At 42.0% G+C, this 16890-nt stretch carries 23 protein-coding genes; 19 read left to right on the forward strand and 4 right to left on the reverse strand.

What is annotated here, in order from left to right; genetic code table 11:
• Positions 1-10: 10 nt before the first annotated feature.
• Both IX53_RS07200 and IX53_RS07205 read right to left on the reverse strand, forming a co-directional pair.
• Complete coding sequence (locus IX53_RS07200; RefSeq protein WP_047754772.1) at positions 11-472, reverse strand: MOSC domain-containing protein; 462 nt, start codon at positions 470-472, stop codon at positions 11-13.
• Between the two features lie 286 nt (positions 473-758).
• Complete coding sequence (locus IX53_RS07205) at positions 759-1238, reverse strand: RrF2 family transcriptional regulator (protein ID WP_053001240.1); 480 nt, start codon at positions 1236-1238, stop codon at positions 759-761.
• Between the two features lie 115 nt (positions 1239-1353).
• On the opposite strand from IX53_RS07205, the gene menA reads away from it, so the two are divergent.
• The 12 genes from menA to IX53_RS07265 are packed head-to-tail and all read left to right on the forward strand — an operon-like array spanning position 1354 to position 10735.
• The gene (gene menA, locus IX53_RS07210; protein ID WP_047754773.1) at positions 1354-2247 is read left to right on the forward strand and encodes a 1,4-dihydroxy-2-naphthoate octaprenyltransferase; all 894 of its coding nucleotides are present in this window, start codon (positions 1354-1356) and stop codon (positions 2245-2247) included.
• Positions 2241-2852 carry a CPBP family intramembrane glutamic endopeptidase gene (locus IX53_RS10590; RefSeq protein ID WP_053001241.1) on the forward strand — a complete coding sequence of 204 codons (612 nt, stop codon included), beginning with the start codon at positions 2241-2243 and terminating at the stop codon, positions 2850-2852. The genes menA and IX53_RS10590 overlap by 7 nt, the downstream gene beginning before the upstream one ends.
• 17 nt (positions 2853-2869) lie before the next feature.
• On the forward strand, positions 2870-3463 hold the full coding sequence (locus tag IX53_RS07220) for a NapC/NirT family cytochrome c (protein ID WP_047754774.1): 594 nt from the start codon (positions 2870-2872) through the stop codon (positions 3461-3463).
• A 20-nt stretch (positions 3464-3483) separates the two neighbouring features.
• Positions 3484-4746: a cytochrome c biogenesis ResB family protein gene (locus IX53_RS07225; RefSeq protein ID WP_047754775.1), complete on the forward strand. Its 1263-nt coding sequence runs from the start codon at positions 3484-3486 to the stop codon at positions 4744-4746.
• A gap of 13 nt (positions 4747-4759) precedes the next feature.
• A complete protein-coding gene (ccsA, locus tag IX53_RS07230) occupies positions 4760-5554 on the forward strand; it encodes a cytochrome c biogenesis protein CcsA (RefSeq protein WP_047754776.1) in 795 nt (264 codons plus the stop codon).
• 15 nt (positions 5555-5569) lie between these two features.
• Positions 5570-6421, forward strand: a complete 852-nt coding sequence (locus IX53_RS07235) for an electron transfer flavoprotein subunit beta/FixA family protein (RefSeq protein WP_047754777.1) — start codon at positions 5570-5572, stop codon at positions 6419-6421.
• On the forward strand, positions 6414-7430 hold the full coding sequence (locus tag IX53_RS07240) for an electron transfer flavoprotein subunit alpha/FixB family protein (protein WP_047754778.1): 1017 nt from the start codon (positions 6414-6416) through the stop codon (positions 7428-7430). Before IX53_RS07235 ends, IX53_RS07240 begins: the two co-directional genes overlap by 8 nt.
• Positions 7427-8737 (forward strand): FAD-dependent oxidoreductase, encoded by a 1311-nt coding sequence (locus IX53_RS07245; RefSeq protein WP_047754779.1) that lies wholly within the window; start codon positions 7427-7429, stop codon positions 8735-8737. Before IX53_RS07240 ends, IX53_RS07245 begins: the two co-directional genes overlap by 4 nt.
• On the forward strand, positions 8737-9030 hold the full coding sequence (locus IX53_RS07250; protein WP_047755530.1) for a ferredoxin family protein: 294 nt from the start codon (positions 8737-8739) through the stop codon (positions 9028-9030). Before IX53_RS07245 ends, IX53_RS07250 begins: the two co-directional genes overlap by 1 nt.
• A gap of 23 nt (positions 9031-9053) precedes the next feature.
• The gene (locus IX53_RS07255; protein WP_047754780.1) at positions 9054-9389 is read left to right on the forward strand and encodes a hypothetical protein; all 336 of its coding nucleotides are present in this window, start codon (positions 9054-9056) and stop codon (positions 9387-9389) included.
• 31 nt (positions 9390-9420) lie between these two features.
• A complete protein-coding gene (locus tag IX53_RS10595; RefSeq protein WP_169746209.1) occupies positions 9421-10314 on the forward strand; it encodes a polyprenyl synthetase family protein in 894 nt (297 codons plus the stop codon).
• A gap of 1 nt (position 10315) precedes the next feature.
• A complete protein-coding gene (locus IX53_RS07265; RefSeq protein ID WP_047754781.1) occupies positions 10316-10735 on the forward strand; it encodes a cytochrome c3 family protein in 420 nt (139 codons plus the stop codon).
• A gap of 36 nt (positions 10736-10771) precedes the next feature.
• Here the strand turns inward: IX53_RS07265 and galK are convergent, their stop codons facing one another.
• Both galK and IX53_RS07275 read right to left on the reverse strand, forming a co-directional pair.
• A complete protein-coding gene (gene galK, locus IX53_RS07270; RefSeq protein ID WP_047754782.1) occupies positions 10772-11866 on the reverse strand; it encodes a galactokinase in 1095 nt (364 codons plus the stop codon).
• Positions 11867-12249: 383 nt separating this feature from the next.
• On the reverse strand, positions 12250-12738 hold the full coding sequence (locus tag IX53_RS07275; protein ID WP_047754783.1) for an AAA family ATPase: 489 nt from the start codon (positions 12736-12738) through the stop codon (positions 12250-12252).
• A 269-nt stretch (positions 12739-13007) separates the two neighbouring features.
• Here IX53_RS07275 and IX53_RS10600 point away from each other — a divergent pair, with 269 nt between their 5' ends.
• The 7 genes from IX53_RS10600 (at position 13008) to IX53_RS07310 (ending at position 16850) form a co-directional block, all read left to right on the forward strand.
• Positions 13008-13643, forward strand: coding sequence for an NUDIX domain-containing protein (locus IX53_RS10600; protein WP_053001243.1), 636 nt, complete (start codon positions 13008-13010; stop codon positions 13641-13643).
• A 146-nt stretch (positions 13644-13789) separates the two neighbouring features.
• Complete coding sequence (locus IX53_RS07285) at positions 13790-14341, forward strand: histidine phosphatase family protein (RefSeq protein ID WP_047754784.1); 552 nt, start codon at positions 13790-13792, stop codon at positions 14339-14341.
• A 28-nt stretch (positions 14342-14369) separates the two neighbouring features.
• Positions 14370-14906 carry an HD domain-containing protein gene (locus IX53_RS07290; RefSeq protein WP_047754785.1) on the forward strand — a complete coding sequence of 179 codons (537 nt, stop codon included), beginning with the start codon at positions 14370-14372 and terminating at the stop codon, positions 14904-14906.
• A gap of 27 nt (positions 14907-14933) precedes the next feature.
• Positions 14934-15260, forward strand: coding sequence for a nucleoside phosphorylase-I family protein (locus IX53_RS07295; protein ID WP_047754786.1), 327 nt, complete (start codon positions 14934-14936; stop codon positions 15258-15260).
• Between the two features lie 87 nt (positions 15261-15347).
• A complete protein-coding gene (locus tag IX53_RS11180; RefSeq protein ID WP_276325216.1) occupies positions 15348-15476 on the forward strand; it encodes a hypothetical protein in 129 nt (42 codons plus the stop codon).
• A gap of 50 nt (positions 15477-15526) precedes the next feature.
• Complete coding sequence (locus IX53_RS07305) at positions 15527-16078, forward strand: GNAT family N-acetyltransferase (protein WP_047754788.1); 552 nt, start codon at positions 15527-15529, stop codon at positions 16076-16078.
• Positions 16079-16142: 64 nt separating this feature from the next.
• A complete protein-coding gene (locus IX53_RS07310) occupies positions 16143-16850 on the forward strand; it encodes a nucleoside/nucleotide kinase family protein (protein ID WP_047754789.1) in 708 nt (235 codons plus the stop codon).
• Positions 16851-16890 lie beyond the last annotated feature (40 nt).

The raw sequence follows: 16890 nt of genomic DNA on the forward strand, positions 1-16890 counted from the left end.
TACCTTCCGGTCATTTTATCACCGCCACATTCTTTTCTGAAATTTCGAAAATCACGCTGTCTCCCACAGAAATCTCGCCGCCTTTAATAACTCTCAAAAAGATTCCTTCAAGAGGCATCACGCAAATCCCTGTTTGACGGGAGATCTCACAACCGTTATGGCATTTCTTGCCGATCTGTGTGACTTCCAACACAGCTTTACCTATTCTTACTCTTGTACCAAGGGGAAGCTCATGAAGGGTTACACCTTTCACAGTAAGGTTTTCGGCGAAATCTCCGAAACCAATCTGAAGACCTACAGCCCTCATTTTTTCGATGCTGGAAAGGGCAAGCATGGATACTTGCCTGTGCCAATCTCCGGCGTGGGCATCTCCTTCGATACCATAGTTCTCAATGAGAACGGCTTTTCTAACAGGCTCTTTTTTCGTACCTTTTTTTCTGGATATATTTATAGAAAGAATCGACCCCCGCATCATTCATACCTCCAAGTAGCTAAAAAAGATTAAACGCTGGATATCTTAGTTAATTTAAGGTGTCTCAGAAATCAGTAATAACCAATATATCCACATACTTCAATAAGAAGGGCAAGCTATTTCTCAGGATGTACTTTCAAACTCTACGGGCCTATTTTTTGCCGCATTATTCCCCGAACTTTCTTGCTTTTGTTTGATTATTTCATGGTGCCACAATAAGAATCTTAGGAGTTCTGCTTTTTTAAACGCCCTATATGAAATGGTAACTGTCACTACTCTCAAATATTTATTCTTTAATTGAATTGTGAATATTCAATTGGGAATCTTGAGAATTATTCGTAGCTAACTTATCAGTTAGAGTGATTTCAGGGAAAGTGTATGTTTTGTCGACAATATCGGCAATTGTTATTCTTTTTAAAAGTTTGATAAAGCTCTCATTAAGTGCGTTCCAGAAATCTTTTATGTGGCAGTGAGAGTAATTTACACAGTCTTCGTTAGGGCAGTCGACCAGCACCCCTTCATTGTGGCAGGCTATTATTTCATATACATATATTTCCGAGGGAGGTCTTGATAGCACATACCCTCCATATTTTCCTCTGATACTTGTTACAAATCCATTGTGTTTTAGGCAGTGAAAAATCTTCCTGAGGAAATTCTTCGAAATATTTTCAGCTTTAGATACTTCTTCGAGAGTTACGGGTCTGCCATCGACAATAGCCATATACACAAGAGACCGCAGAGCGTAACGTATTTCCTTTGTTATCATCCCACCATCTCCAGTTTCAAGTTTACTTGACATGTAATCATTAAAAAGAATAGAATTATATGTGAAATATAGCGCTTTTCCTTTATTTTAACACTTTTTTCAGAGGTGAGTTCAGGTGGATTTGAAAAAAGCCGTTGTTGCTGTCAGGCCTTTTTCATTCAGCGCTTCTATTTTACCTGTTATGGCCGGGAATCTCTATGCGGTTTATAAGGATTATGAGTTTACCCCATCTCTTTTTCTCCTGTCTACTGTGGGGGTTCTTTTAATGCATATTGGTACGAACCTGACAAATGATTATTATGATTATAAAAATGGAGTTGATACCGGGGAAACTTATGGCTCCAGTGGACTGCTCGTGAGAGGTGAGATCTCTTCGAAGAGCGTGTTCACCGGGATCATTGTTTCTTTCACCCTTGCCATCTTGATCGGACTTAGAATCGTCATCATGACTGACAGGACGGTTCTCTGGTTCGGTATAACCGGAGTAGCTGGGGGATTGTTCTATACCGCACCGCCTTTTAACTATAAATACCACGGTATGGGAGTTCCACTGGTATTTCTGTTGATGGGCCCGTTGATGGTCATGGGAGGTTATTACGTACAGGCAAGACATTTCACGTTTGACGTTTTCCTCTTCTCACTCTCCTTCGGCATATTCACCGCTTTGATCATGCTGGCAAACGAAATCCGGGACATTGAACATGACATATCAAAAGGTATCAGAAGCATTCCTCTTTTCTTCGGAAAAAAAATCTCGAAAATCATATATATCCTCATGGGTTGTCTCGCTTACGTTGTTGTTGTTGCTCAAACCATCGATGGTTCATTACCTGTAGTTTCTCTGTTGACGTTGCTTACCCTACCCCTGTTCATAAAAAACTCTGTAAAACTTGTTTCTGCCAGAATTTCAAAAGATATCATTACGCTCGATAAAGAGAGCGCTGCCGTGCAGATGGTGTTTTCATCGTTGCTAATAATTGCACTTTTGATCGGGGTGATGTTATGGTGAGGGTTTTGAAACTTCCTCAGTGGTTTGTCGGACTCTTGTTCGCTGTTACCCTCTGGTATTTCACTTTTGCCACGTTTCGTGAGAACTTTTGGCTAACGTTCTTGTTTTCCAGCGCTGTTCTTGCATTGTATGGAGTTGTTATGGGGGGAGACCGAAGACTCAGGATGTCACGTTATGAAGCAGCGATTGCTTTTTGGGTTGCGGTCGCTCTTTACGTGTTCTTTTTCGTGTTTAATTTTATTTTTTCACTCTTTGAAACACCGCGAGAGTGGATCGAGCAGATTTATGACTCCGGTGGAGGGGTTCCCTGGTATTACCTTACCGTCATTTTGGTCCTGGTCGCAATATTTGAAGAATTCTTCTGGAGGGGGTATATACTGCGTGCTCTCGCTGACAGGATGAATCCGTTGCCTGCTTTGATCCTTGGCTCACTTCTCTATGCCCTGGTCCATGTAATCGCTGGTAATCCACTTTTGATTGTGGCTGCATTTATCGCAGGTGCTGTTTTCGGACTTTTGTATCTGGTAACCAAATCACTGCTCGCGACAATTTTCTGCCATGCTCTTTTCACCGTCGCAGCCTTTGTGGTTATGCCGTTTCGCTGATGTGAGGAGTGATAGCTTTGAAAAAGATTCTGGATTTTTTCAGGTTGATATTCGAAATATTCTGGGCTGGGATGGCTGTAATAATTATCGGAGTTACGGAAGCCATCAGATATGGGAAGATACATGAGAAGATCCTGGTTGTCTTCCTTGTGCTGGTGGTCGTTTTAGGTCTTCTGGCCCTGGCAGCCGTTGAAGTAACGAGTACAAACGGCTTCTGCCTCTCCTGTCATCCCTATCTTGAAAAGGAATATTATGCATCAACTCATGGACAGGCCGGAGTGAGTTGTGCTGACTGTCATATACCTGAAGATTTCAGTGGATTTGTAGATGCAAAGCTCACCGGTTTGAAAGAGCTGTGGATATACTTCACCGAAGACCATCCCAAAAACCGTGAGGAGTGGAAAGAAGAATATAAAGAGAAGTGGGAAGATGAAGCGTACAGAATAAACCTGACCGATGATATCTGTTTGAAGTGTCATGGTGATGAAGGAATTAAGCCATTTAGAAAGGTAATAGCTTGGGATACGAACATTCATGAACTTCTAAGAGTGGACGAGAAAGGATTAAGCTGTTTCGACTGTCATTATAATTTCGTTCACGGTATCGAATAAACCTTGGAGGTGAACCAACGGTGCTATCTCAACTGTATAAATTCTTCAGGTCGACGAAACTTGCCGTAGTGTTGATGATATTAATTGCCATCGTGGCTTCCATAGGGACATTCATACCACAGAATCAATCCCCTGAGTATTACACGAGCAGATATGGCAACCTCGGGCAGTTCTTTCTGTGGTTGAACTTTGACAATTTCTATTCTTCACCGACTTTTACCTTTTTGCTTATGTTGCTTTTCGTTAATACATTAGTTTGCACTCTGGCCAGAATAAAAAAAGTCTGGAAAGAAACTTTCTATTTTGACTACACCAAAGCTGGGGGAAATTATACCGGAAAGTTTGCGGGTACTCTAAAAGTTCCCATCGAAGAATTTGAAAAGTTTCTTAAAGGCAAGGGATTTATTGTGAGAAAGAGTGACAACAAGATTGTCGCCAAAAAGAATATGTGGTCGAGAATAGGCCCGGATATAGTTCACATTGGTTTGCTGCTCATCATCCTGTCCGGCATTATCGTGGGACTCACTACGAAGGTCAACCAGATTTTTCTTTCTGAGGGACAAAGCTTCAACGTAGAGGGTACCGAGATAACACTTGAGAAATTCATCTTCGAACGCTATCCGGATGGTAGCCCCAAAGACTGGATTTCTGTACTGAATTTTGAAAAGCTCGGAGAAAAGCAGACCTTCAATGTGGAAGTCAATAGGCCTTTGAGTATCGGGAACACCAAGATTTATCAAGCGTCGTACAGGAATGTCTGGAATGTGTCCCTGCGAATAAAAAAAGGTGATGAAATTATCGCGACCTATGAAGGACCTGCGGGATCGAGTTTCAGTTTCGAAGGCTATGAAGTGATAACCAGCCCCTTTTTCCCGGATTTCAAAGTGGATTCGCAGGGAAGGGTCTTCTCAGCCACAGATCAGCCAAACAATCCCGCGATATATCTCGAATACTATCTGGGACCGACCTTTGCGGCGCGTGAATGGGTATTCCGGGATTTCAAACATCCTATAAGCCCGCCAACGTTTCCATACAATGCAGAGCTAGTATCCTACGAAGGTCCTTATTACGAAACCGGGCTGAACATTATTCGTTCAAAGGGTAACAATCTTGTTTTGGTTGCTCTGAGTATGATGGGCTTTGGCCTGTTAGTTGCGCTTTATGGAAGATTCATTCAAGTATATACAAAAGTCGATGGTAAGACTGTATATTACAGAATCGTTCCACATCGTAACGCTCTTGAGGAAGCAGAGAAACTCATGAAAGAAATTCAATCAAAATAAAGGGGGGAATTGTATGTCCGACGTGGCATTTTTTTCAATTGGTTTTATCTTATATCTGATCAGCGCACTCTTTCTGCTCTTTGCCTCGTTGACAAAGAAGGAGAAGATAGGCGATTTCGCGATGCTTGTAGGCTTTATTGGTTCTTTGATGCAGCTGCCGGGATTCATAATAAGAGGTATTGCTATCAGCTTCATTCCTCTAACCAATACCTTCGAAGCTGTGACATTCTTTGCTTTTGCTATAATGTTCATCTCATTCTTCTTTTTTATGAAAAGGGAAGGCATGATTTTTGTTAAATTAATTGTCGTGCTCTTTGTAGTGGCTCTTGCCGCCATCGCTTCTTCTCCCCTCGCGCCATCGGAAGCCAGACCACCTGTTCCGGCACTCCAGAGTTACTGGTTAATATTGCATATTAGCTTTGCGTTCATAGGTGAAGTCTTCTTCGCGATAGCCTTCGCCACAGGACTGGTCTATCTTTTATCCAAGAACGAAAAAACGAGAGAGAAGATGGACGGAATAACATACAGGGCCATCGCAGCCGGGTTCCCGCTTTACACCCTCGGTGCTCTCATTTTTGGAGCTATCTGGGCGAAATATGCTTGGGGTAGGTACTGGTCCTGGGATCCAAAGGAAACCTGGAGTCTGATCGGTTGGTTCGTATATGCGGGTTATCTCCACGCAAGACTCATGTTCAACTGGAAAGGAAAACGTAGCGCGTGGCTCGCGGTGATAGGGTTTCTGGTGTTAATATTTACCTTCTTTGGTGTCAATTACCTGATTCCTGGTTTGCACAGCTATACCGGATGAACGGGAGTGAGAATAATGAATATCGTGGTTTCCATCAAACAGGTTCCTGACACGACAAATGTCAGGATCGATAGAAGTACCGGGAACCTTATCCGTGAGGGTATACCCGCGATCATCAACCCGGACGACCTGCATGCAATCGAAGAAGCGGTGAAGATAAGAGAAAAATTCGGGGGTAAGGTCCTTGTGATAACCATGGGACCCCCGATGGCAGCATCAGCTCTAAAAGAGGCTATATCTCAGGGAGCTGATGAAGCCTTTCTGCTTAGCGACAGAAGGTTTGCCGGAGCAGATACATTAGCAACCACCTACACCCTGTATCACGGGATAAAGAAAATTGAAGAAAAATATGGAACTGTTGACCTTGTTTTTACGGGAAAGCAAGCAGTGGACGGTGATACCGGCCAGGTCGGCCCAGGACTTGCTACGAGACTCGGTTATTCCCTGATTGCATATGTGACAAAAATCGAAGAGGTGACACCTGAAAAAGTGGTCGCCTGGAGGAGGCTCGAAAAAGGTCTTGAAAAGATCGAAGCAAAGATACCAGCAGTACTTACCATCACCAGTGAAGCTAATGAGGTGAGATACTCTCCCCTTGATGACATGATAAGAGCCGTGAAATACAAACCTGAATCGTGGGACGCCGATTTAGTCGGTGCTGACCCAAAAAAGACGGGAATTCTCGGTTCTCCAACAAAAGTAGTTAGGACGAATATACCTCCTGCGAGAGCAGGAGGCGAAATCATTGCAAATAACCTCCCACCTGAGGAAACGGCTGATAAGTTCATCGAGGCATTGCTTAAAGAAGAAGCGGTAAAACTACTCGAGTTTATGGAACCCCTTGTAGAAGGTGATAAGAATGGCTGACGAAAAAAAGATCTTTGTCTATGTAGAGCGAAGGAATGGCGAAGCCAACAGGGCTTCATGGGAGCTTGTGGGCAAGGCCCGGGATCTCACGGAAAAACTGCCGAATTCTTCCGTATGGGGCATTGTTCTTGGCGAGAATTATGAAGAGATCTGCGCCGAAGGAATCGCAAGAGGTTGTGATGGGATGATTGTTTTGAAATCTCCTGATCTCAACCATTATATCAGTCATTATTACAAAGCGGCTCTCGTGGAAATTGTGAAGGAATACAGCCCTGAAATATTTCTCATTGCAGCTACTTTGGAAGGCAGAGAATTAGCAGGTATGGTAGCCACAGAAATAGAGACAGGACTTACGGCTGACTGTACGGAACTTGGAATTCTTGAAGACGGTAGCCTTGCCATGACGAGACCGACCTTTGGTGGAAATCTCATTGCCACGATCTATTCTCCTAAACATAAGCCACAGATGGCGACTGTCCGCCCTGGCATCATGAAAGAACTCGAACCCGATCCTTCGAGAAAAGGCGAGGTAATCATTAAGGACTTCAAAATCCCGGTTCAGGAAAAGCTTTTGAGGCTCCTCGATTTCATTCCAGCTGAAGAGTCGGTGAACATTCAGTACGCTAAAGTCATAGTGGCTGGTGGAAAAGGTGTCGGTGGAAAAGAAGGCTTTGAAAAGCTAAAGGAACTGGCCAATGTACTCCATGGAGAGATCGGCGCTTCAAGGACTGCGGTCAAAGAAGGCTGGATAAGCGAAGAATATCAGGTCGGGCAAACGGGAAAGGCTGTGAGACCGATCATATATTTTGCCTGTGGCATATCCGGAGCTATTCAGCACATCGTCGGGATAAAAGAATCGGAGATCATCGTTGCTATAAATATCGATGAAAAAGCTCCCATCTTCCAGATAGCCGATATCGGTATTGTGGGAGACCTTCATCAGGTGGTTCCCGCCTTGACGAAGAAATTCAGTGAGCTGCTAAGTAATAAAGGGGGTAAATCCTCATGAACGAACACAAAAAGGAATTCGATGTTGTTGTGATTGGAGCTGGCCCGGCGGGATTGGCCGCTGCTTATGTGCTGGCTAAAGCCGGTATCAATGTTATTGTTTTTGAAAAAGGCGAATATCCCGGATCGAAAAACGTTATGGGTGGGGTCCTTTACTCAAATGCAATGGAAAAGCTAGTACCGGAGTTTTACAAAGAAGCCAAAGTGGAGAGAAATATCATAGAACAAAACATGTGGCTTCTGGGTGATAACTCATTGACGAAGATTGGTCACAAAAATAAAACGTGGGTGGAAAAACCAAATGCATTTACGGTATTGAGAGCCAATTTTGACAGATGGTTCGCCTCGAAAGTAGAAGCCGCTGGTGCTTTGATAATCCCGAAAACAAAGGTTGAAGACTTCTTGAGGGATGGAAGTGGAAAAATTGTAGGGGTCAGGACTACCCGTCCCAATGGTGATGTTTACGCAAAAGCTGTCATCATTGCCGAAGGCGTTAACCCTATACTGACCATGAAAGCGGGGTTAAGAGATAAAGACCTTAAATCCAACATGGCTGCCATTGCCGTCAAGGAACTCATCGAAATGCCTGAAGAGGTCATAAACGATCGTTTCAACGTTACGAGTGATCAGGGCGCCACGATAGAGCTTCTCGGTTCATGGTCCAAAGGGCTCTTTGGCCTTGCGTTCATTTATACCAACAGAAAAACGGTCTCGGTAGGCTGTGGTGTTTTTATCGAGGACATCAAAAAGAGCGGTATGAAACCATATGAGCTATTGGAGTCGTTGAAAAATCACCCTGCTGTCAAGGATCTACTTGGGGAAGAACCAAAAGTAATGGAGTATATGGCTCATCTCATTCCTGAAGGCGGTTATCATGCCATGCCGAGATTCTATGATGACAACGTCCTTGCCTGTGGAGACGCGGCGATGATGGTAAATTCCATACACAGGGAAGGTTCAAATTATGCTCTAACCTCTGGTCGATTCGCTGCAGAGACACTTATCGAGGCTTTCGACCGAGGTGATTTCAGCAAAAGAACTCTGAAGATATATGAAGAAAAGCTACGTGAGTCCTTCATAATTAAAGATCTTCTTAAGTACAAGGATCTTCCAAGAACTCTGGAGAAAAACCCGCAGCTCGTACAGGTATACCCCGACCTCGTCAACGACGCCTTCGGGAAGTTCCTCACCGTCGATGGAACGTCTAAGTGGGATCTTCAGAAGGAAATAATCGATGAAGTCAGAAGAAGGAGAGGAATAATTCCAATGGTCAATGACCTATTCAAATTATGGAAAGCAGTGAGGTGATGATTGTGGCGCGTATTGAAGACAAGCTCTTCTTAAATAGATACAAAACGGACGAAAGAAACGCCCACCTCAAGATCAAAGATGAAAAGATCTGTTTTGAAAAGTGTGGAGCTCATAATCGTCCCTGCACATACGTCTGTCCTGCGGATGTTTATGAGTGGGATGGACAGCATATGGAAGTGAAGTTTGAAGGGTGCCTTGAATGTGGCACCTGCCGGATAGCCTGTCCCTTTGACAACATCGAATGGGAGTATCCTAACGGAGGTTACGGTATTTTATACAAATTCGGATGAATAAAAGGGGGGAGGTGGGTAGTATGAAGAAGATCGACAGAAGGCTCTTACCCTGCGTTGAAATCGAAGGGACGGTCGTGTGTTCCTGTTGCAGCAAAGTATATGAGGTGGAGAGGAAACAGAAGTTGAACAGTATTGTAATAACCGTTTGTCCACACTGTGGACACGAGAACATCTCGGTAATAACAAACAGCATCAACTACATCGAAGAGGTAACAGAAAAGCTCAAAAAACTCCAGGAAGAACTGAAAGGACTTAGAGAATCCCTTGAAATCGAATATCAGGAGAAAGGATGTATCGATGACTATCCAGAAAGTTACTGTGAACGAAACAACACAGCAAAACCAAAATTGCTCTGAAAAAGGATTTCTGGTTGCTGTTAGAGCTGAAATGAGAAAGGTACTGAATACCTTTCCATCAAACCTTGAAGGTTACGCCATTCTTGAGCATCTGTATCATTCCAATGGCAAGATGTTGAGGGCAAAGCTCGCCTTCAGAACAGCAAAACTACTTGGAGATGAAAAATCTGTTTTAAGTGCTCTGATAAAAACCGCGGCTGCGATCGAACTCATACACCTCGCTTCCCTTGTGCACGACGATGTAATGGATGGCGCATCGACACGTCGTGGAAGCGAAACCATAAATCATCGCTGGGATTCAAGAGCTGCTGTCATATGCGGTGATCTACTGATTTCAGAAGCTGTTAAAAAGGTAGTTTTTCTCGGAAATACACTGCTTAGTGAATTGTTTGCGCGAACGGCCTTCAAAATGAGCTATGGACAATTGCTGGAATTTTCATTGAGGGAAAAAGTAATAAGTCTTGAAGAATACTTAAAAATTGCCAGTGGAAAGACCGGTAGCCTTTTCGGGCTCTCGCTTTCGATAGCAACGGTTCTTATGGATGCTTATAAAGAAGAACTGTACAAAGCTGGCGTTGACCTTGGAATTGCGTTCCAGATAAACGACGATCTAATAGATGTTCTGGATCAAAAAAACAGTGGTAAGGGAACATTCATTGACTTCAAAAACGGGATTTTTAATTATCCCGCTGTTTTGATCGCTGAAAAACTTAGTCTAACAGACTACGAAAATTTCAGAAAGACCTTCGAAACACCGGAAGATTTTATCAAACGTATACAGTCAGAAGGTATTTTAAAAGCAACTGAAAGTGCGGTGAGTTCCTACCTCAAAAAAGCAGAAAAACGACTCAAGGAACAATTTGGAGACCGTTATTTCGTACTCTTAGAAGAATTCTATAAATATTTCGTGGGAAAGGAGGGATAAAATGAACAAGTACATGAGAGTCTTCATGGCTATTCTTCTTGCTGTCGTCGTGGCAGGTTTTGTATTTCTCGGAAATACTCTGATAGCTGCCGATGAAACGACTCAGGAAGAGGAAGACATACTTCACGCTGACCAGAGAGGTTGTACATCCTGTCACAGAGTCGTAACATTCCCCGATGGTTCGGTACACGATTACACTCTCTATGCTGAAGTACAGAACATCGAAGATCATCCAAGTTTAAAGAAATCTAAAGTCGAATCCATGGGGGTAGAATATTGTCTCCTGTGTCATGAGGATGGGAAGTACGCTTTTGAGAAGATTTTGCATCCCATTCATCTTTTCAGTGAGCATTTCACAGGGAACTGCTTCTCCTGCCACGATATCGAAGGTGGCGAATTCGTTCTTTGGGAAGGAGAATGAGAATAAAGGGCGGGAGTACTCCCGCCTTTTATTTTATTATATGAGAGGCCTATTTACCTGCCGGGCGCCATCTGCGGATTCTATCAAATAGGTATCGGCATCAATACCGTACTTTTTGGCGTATTCAACTTTTACTTTTTCAAATACCTCTTCCACCTTGCTCTTTTCACATACCGCCAGAACAGCACCACCGAAACCGCCGCCTATCATGCGGCACCCTGTGACACCATCGAGCTCTTTCAGGGTATCCACAATGAAGTTCACTTCGTCGCAACTCACTTCGTACTCAATCGCAAGAGACTCGTGGCTCTGGTTCAACACCCTGCCAAGGTTCTCGAAGTTGGAGTGCTTCAATATGTCCATGGCTTCTTTCACGCGCTCGTTCTCGGTTACCACATGCATAGCTCTCTTGTAGCTAACTTCACTCACTTGAGACCTCTTCATAAAGAGCTGAGAAAGTGATAGTTCACGATAGCTTCTGACCCCGAATTCTTCAAGAGCTTTCTTTGCTTCTTCTTTTCTCTGGTTGTAGCCACCATCAGAGAGATTATGCTTAACTTTCGAATCGACTATGACGAGGGTGTATTCATCGGTTTTCAGCGGCACGTATTCGTGTTCTAATGTCATTGTATCGAGGAAAATAGCATGGTTTTTCTTTCCCATAACAGAAACAAATTGATCCATGATACCACATTGCACACCAACAAATTCATTCTCTGCTTTCTGTGAAAGTAGGTACCTTTCTTTATCGGTAAGACCGATCCCTAGAAAACCATTTAGAGCTGTTATCACAGCAACCTCTATTGCGGCGGAGCTCGAAAGCCCCGCGCCTTCAGGCACATTTGATTTTATCTCGAGCTTCAATCCTGGAAAATCGATTTCTTTTTCTTTCTTTAAAATATCGAAAATTCCCATCACATAATCTTTCCAGCTACCGGATGGGGAAATGCTTTTAGGATCAAAACTGAATTCCCCAAAGCCTTGAGAAGCAACATATACCAGATGGTTTTCGCTTTTGGTTATACCTACCTGCACATACCTGTCCACGGCAACTGGTAGAACGAAACCGTCATTGTAGTCCGTATGTTCACCGATGATATTTAATCTTCCTGGCGCAACGTAGTATTCCATAAAGAACCCCCTTTCACTGTGTAGGCTATTTTCTTATTACCATTATCAAGCATAGCATTTTCGAATGAAAACTGAGAGTTCGGGAAAATGCTTCAAAAATCGCGATGCGTTGTTACTGGTAGGCGGTACAACGAATCCGGTGAGCGTGTCGTTGTGAGCGAATCTGTCTCAGGTGCGAACAGACATTCCTGTGAATGGATAAATTTGCAACATAAGATAAAGGAACGAAAATATCAATTTTTCAGGTTTACAAGTATAGGAGGTGGACACACTACAGTGAGGTGAATGGATTGAGGTAGAATCTTTCGTGAATGCGTTTGCATCAGCGAAGTAAAAATCTGTAAAAGAGATTTAATTCTATGAGTTTCAACTTCTGAAAACTGTTAAACTATCAGTTCTAAAAGGATTTCCAGTGTTTCGTCTACAGATTTATTTGACGTATCAATTATCGTCGTATTGAGTTCATGATATAGAGGTAAGCTCTTCAGAGCGCTTTTTATCTTTTCTTCTTTTCTGCCTCCGGCCTTCATTCTATTTTCAAGCGCTTCTGGAGATGCCATTAATGTGATCATATGCTTTTTAAATGGAATTCCATCTAATCTTGACAGGACATCATCAAAGATCTCCTTTTTATGCATAACCCATGAGAAGATAATTCTCTTATAACTCTTACTTTTTAGAAAAATATTTAGGCAAAATGTAATGTTTTTAAGAGCGATTTCTTTGGTTTCCTCGTTTACCACCCAGGGGTTCATCATCCAGCACCAATCCCCATCCAGCCATACAGAATCCTCGAGCATCTGCAATAGTCTACTGGAAATGGTTGATTTTCCTATTCCGGGTGGACCATTAATTATGATCAATTCTTTCATCGCCCGCTCTCCAGCTTTTAGACTTCTCTATCCTGTCAACATACCCTAAAGCTCGACTCTGTGCTTCACCTGAGCTCATTCTATCATGTTTAAGCGTTTCAACACATTCTAAAACCACGAAGTTAATACGACAAAGAAGTCATACCAGAAGAGCACTGTTGCAGAGAAAAAATAAATGCATTAAATTACATTATGAAAAAACTTTTTGGTTTCACGGGAAACTTGTGATAGTTTCAAGATGTCTATAACTTGAAAATTGGGGTGCAGGAATGGCAGATGTGTTGGGTAAAGTGACAGCGTTTATTACCAGAAAAACGGGAAATGGAGTGGAGTTACTGCTTCTTAAACACCCATCAGCAGGTATTCAAATACCGGCCGGGACAGTAGAGATCGGGGAAACTTATTTGGAAGCTGTTATTAGAGAAACTGCCGAAGAAACTGGGTTAACCAATGTTGAGGTTAAAAACTTAATAGGGTATAAAAATGTACAGCTTCCTGAAGGTAAATTCGTTGTCTTGAATAAAACGAAGGTGTATTCAAGACCGGATTTTAAGAGTTTTAACTGGGCTGAATTTAGAAGAGGATTGCCTGTAACTCGTATTCGAGAAGAAAGTGGGTTTGCGCAGGTGCAAATAACTATGGAATACGATGAATCTCCAGGACAAAAATATATAACATACAGTATTTTAGGTTGGGTCCCCATCGATACTCTGACAAATAAGATCAGGCGCCATTACTACCACCTGATATGTAATGAGGATACTCCGAGGAGCTGGGAGCAGTTTTCTGACAATCATCTCTTTAAGCTTTTCTGGACACCCATTTCGAAATTACCTGCCATCGTATCACCGCAAAATGAATGGTTTGAATACGTACTTAATAATTTAAGATATAAATTCGAGTAATAAAAAGCGAAAGCAGTTTTACTTTAATAAGAATCACCTCATATGGTCTTTAAGTCCGGGTAGTTTTTTCGAATATGGTTGTGAAATTTAAATAATTCGAATGCCACCTAAAAAGCATCGTCTTTTACTATTTGAGGTGAGATCCTTTGGTTACGAATATTTATCTAGTCAGGCATGCGCATTCGATATATACGCCAGATGAAATTGGTCGCCCTTTATCACCGAAGGGAATTAAAGATGCTGGAAAGGTAAAGGAAATCTTATTAGATATGGATGTGACAGTCATTATTTCAAGCCCATATGCCAGGGCGATTCAAACTGTGCAAGGTTTGCACGATGAACTCGGATGTGTATTCGAAATATGGGATGAATTTAGGGAAAGGGAAATTTCAAAAGAACCTGTGGAAGATTTTAATGAAGCAATGGATATGTTGTGGGGGAATTATGATTTTTCATTTGAAGGTGGGGAATCAAATAAAGCGGCGCAATTAAGAGGGATTAAGGGAATAAATAAAGTGCTTGATAAATTTGAAGGAGAAAATATTGTTATCGGAACACACGGCAATATAATGGTACTGATAATGAATTATTATGACAGTAACTATGATTATAATTTTTGGAAACAGCTCAAAATGCCAGATATCTATAAGTTGAGTTTTGAAAATAAGATAATAAAAGAAATTTCCCATGTGAAGTAGTGATTCTGTATCATCAGGAGGAAAAGCAATGGTAAATATTGCCGACTTATACCAGTTTGTGCGTCCTTATTATGAAAACAAAGATATCATGCACGATCTATCGCATATTGATAGGGTGCTCAAAACTGCAAACAAATTAGGAAAGCGCTATGAGGATGAAATAGATCATGAGGTATTGATGATAGCCGCTTATTTTCATGGGTTTATATATAAGGACGAAAAGCGAATAAGAGAATGGTTGAAAGCTAAAGGCTTATCCGACGATAAAATCAATAAAATCGTTCAGGTTGCATGGGAATCACAAAAGAAAGAAATACCAAGGACCTTAGAAGGGAAAATCTTACATGACGCCCATATGATTGAGGGGGGAAAGACGTTTTTGATAGTTAAGTCATTGATAACTGGTTCAGTGCGGGGGCAAAGCTTAGATGAAACAATTGAATACATGGAGAAAAATATATTGGGGAAAGGGCAGTGTTATCTTGCCGAAGCGAAAGAAATATATGCTGAACAACAGAAGTTTGCCAGAGAATTCATCAGTGATTTAAAAGAAGGGTTGAAATGATCTCGAGGAAGCTACATAGTCGATACGTTGGTTAATCTGCTCGCAACCAATAGCCAAAAAATATGGTTTGCAAAGGAGGCAGGACCTACGATCAAGAAAGACTACCCAATTCTGAAGTATGATGATTCACCAGCAGTGATTGAACCAAGCAAAATAATCCAAAAAATTGATATACCAGAATACACTGCGATTTGTTTTTTTAATGATGTTATTGAGAATCTAAAGAATAGCGGTAAAGCGAAACTTGTGACTAATCTGAAGACCGAAATGGGATTGCATCCTGTTTATGAAATTGATTATTCCGGTAAGAGAATCTCAGTGTTTCACCCGGGTGTGGGAGCGCCCTGGCGGTAGCGTTGCTTGAGGAAATCAGAAGGTTGTTTGACCGTCGAGATGGAGTGTTCAGCATTTTTCGCGGCCGCAAAATTTAGAGGTGTTAAATTGGCGTGCATATTATATAGCGGGGACGATGTGAGTTCTGAAGAATGGGATCCAAGACGCGAGAAAGATAGAAAATATATAAGAGAAGAGATATTTTGGTTAGCTGTTGAGTCCTGTTTAGAACTATAAGGTAATAGATGGTTGCCTAACAAAAGGTGATGGGTTTAAGGGGTGAATGTATGATAGAGATAGAATTAAAAATGTTCGAGCGAAACGATTTTGAACGGTTGATTGGCTGGATCGAATCTCCAGAGTTTCTCTTCCAATGGGCCGGGACAATTTTTAGCTATCCATTAGATGAGTTACAACTCGAAGAGTACATTCAAGGAGCTGAAGGAGTCCAACCCATAAGAAGAATCTTTAAGGCTGTGGATATAAACGCTAATACGGTGGTCGGTCATATTGAGCTGAACAATATTGACTTGCGAAACAAGGTTGCGAGAATTTCCCGTGTTCTGGTGGGAGAGCCTTCCATGAGAGGGAAAGGTGTTGGTGCCCAGATGATAAGAAAGCTCCTGGAGATAGGGTTCAACCAGTTAGGATTGCATCGCATAGAGCTACTCGTCTTTGACTTTAACAAGGCAGCTATCAGATGTTATGAAAAGGTCGGTTTTGTGAAAGAAGGCCTCCTCCGTGAAGCCCGGAAAATAAACGACGAGTATCAGAACCTCTATCTAATGAGCATTCTTGAATCTGAATGGAGAGCACAGCGCTTAACACCAAATCGATAGCTCACTACGTTTGCAAATCACTTCGAATTAGGTGAAATTGGATTTCTGTTGTTGGGGTGGTATATTGAGACGTGATGAACTTCTTGCATTTTTAGTTGAGGAGGTTTTAGAAGTCAACAGGCCACATCCGATACGTATAGCAATTGATGGCGTTGATGCTTCTGGAAAGACAACCCTGGCAAATGAGTTAGCGGAATTCTTAAGACACAAAGGCTTCTCAGTGATAAGGGCCTCGATTGACGGTTTCCATAATCCAAAAGAAATGCGCTATAGGCTTGGAGCAGGATCACCTGAAGGTTATTATAAGGATTCGTTCAATTATGAATTGTTGAAAGAGAATTTATTGATACCGTTGGGGGAAAGGGGATCACTGAAATATAAGACCGCTGTGTATGATTTTAGAACAGAATCCGAGGTTTCGCAAAGTTACAAAGAGGCATCTAATGATGCTTTTCTGATTTTTGACGGTGTGTTCTTGTTAAGACCTGAAATCCGAGAGTATTGGGATTACTCAATATATGTACATTCTGATTTTAATGTTATTTTGAAAAGAGCTTCATTGCGAGATCAATATTTATTTGGATCATCAGGAAAGGTAGAAAAGAGATATAGAGAAAAGTATATACCTGGTCAAAAGCTTTACTTGAAAGAAGCGAAACCAATCTTGCTTGCGGATGTCGTGATTGATAACAATGATTATAATCAGCCGGAAATTGTTTTTTCGGATAAGAAAAAAAGTGAGTTGTTAGAATCAACGTTTAACTTCGTTTAACAGAATGTTCCTGGCAATCTTCTCTAACATACTTCGCATT

This window comes from Kosmotoga pacifica, from assembly GCF_001027025.1.
GTDB classification, from domain to species: domain Bacteria; phylum Thermotogota; class Thermotogae; order Petrotogales; family Kosmotogaceae; genus Kosmotoga_B; species Kosmotoga_B pacifica.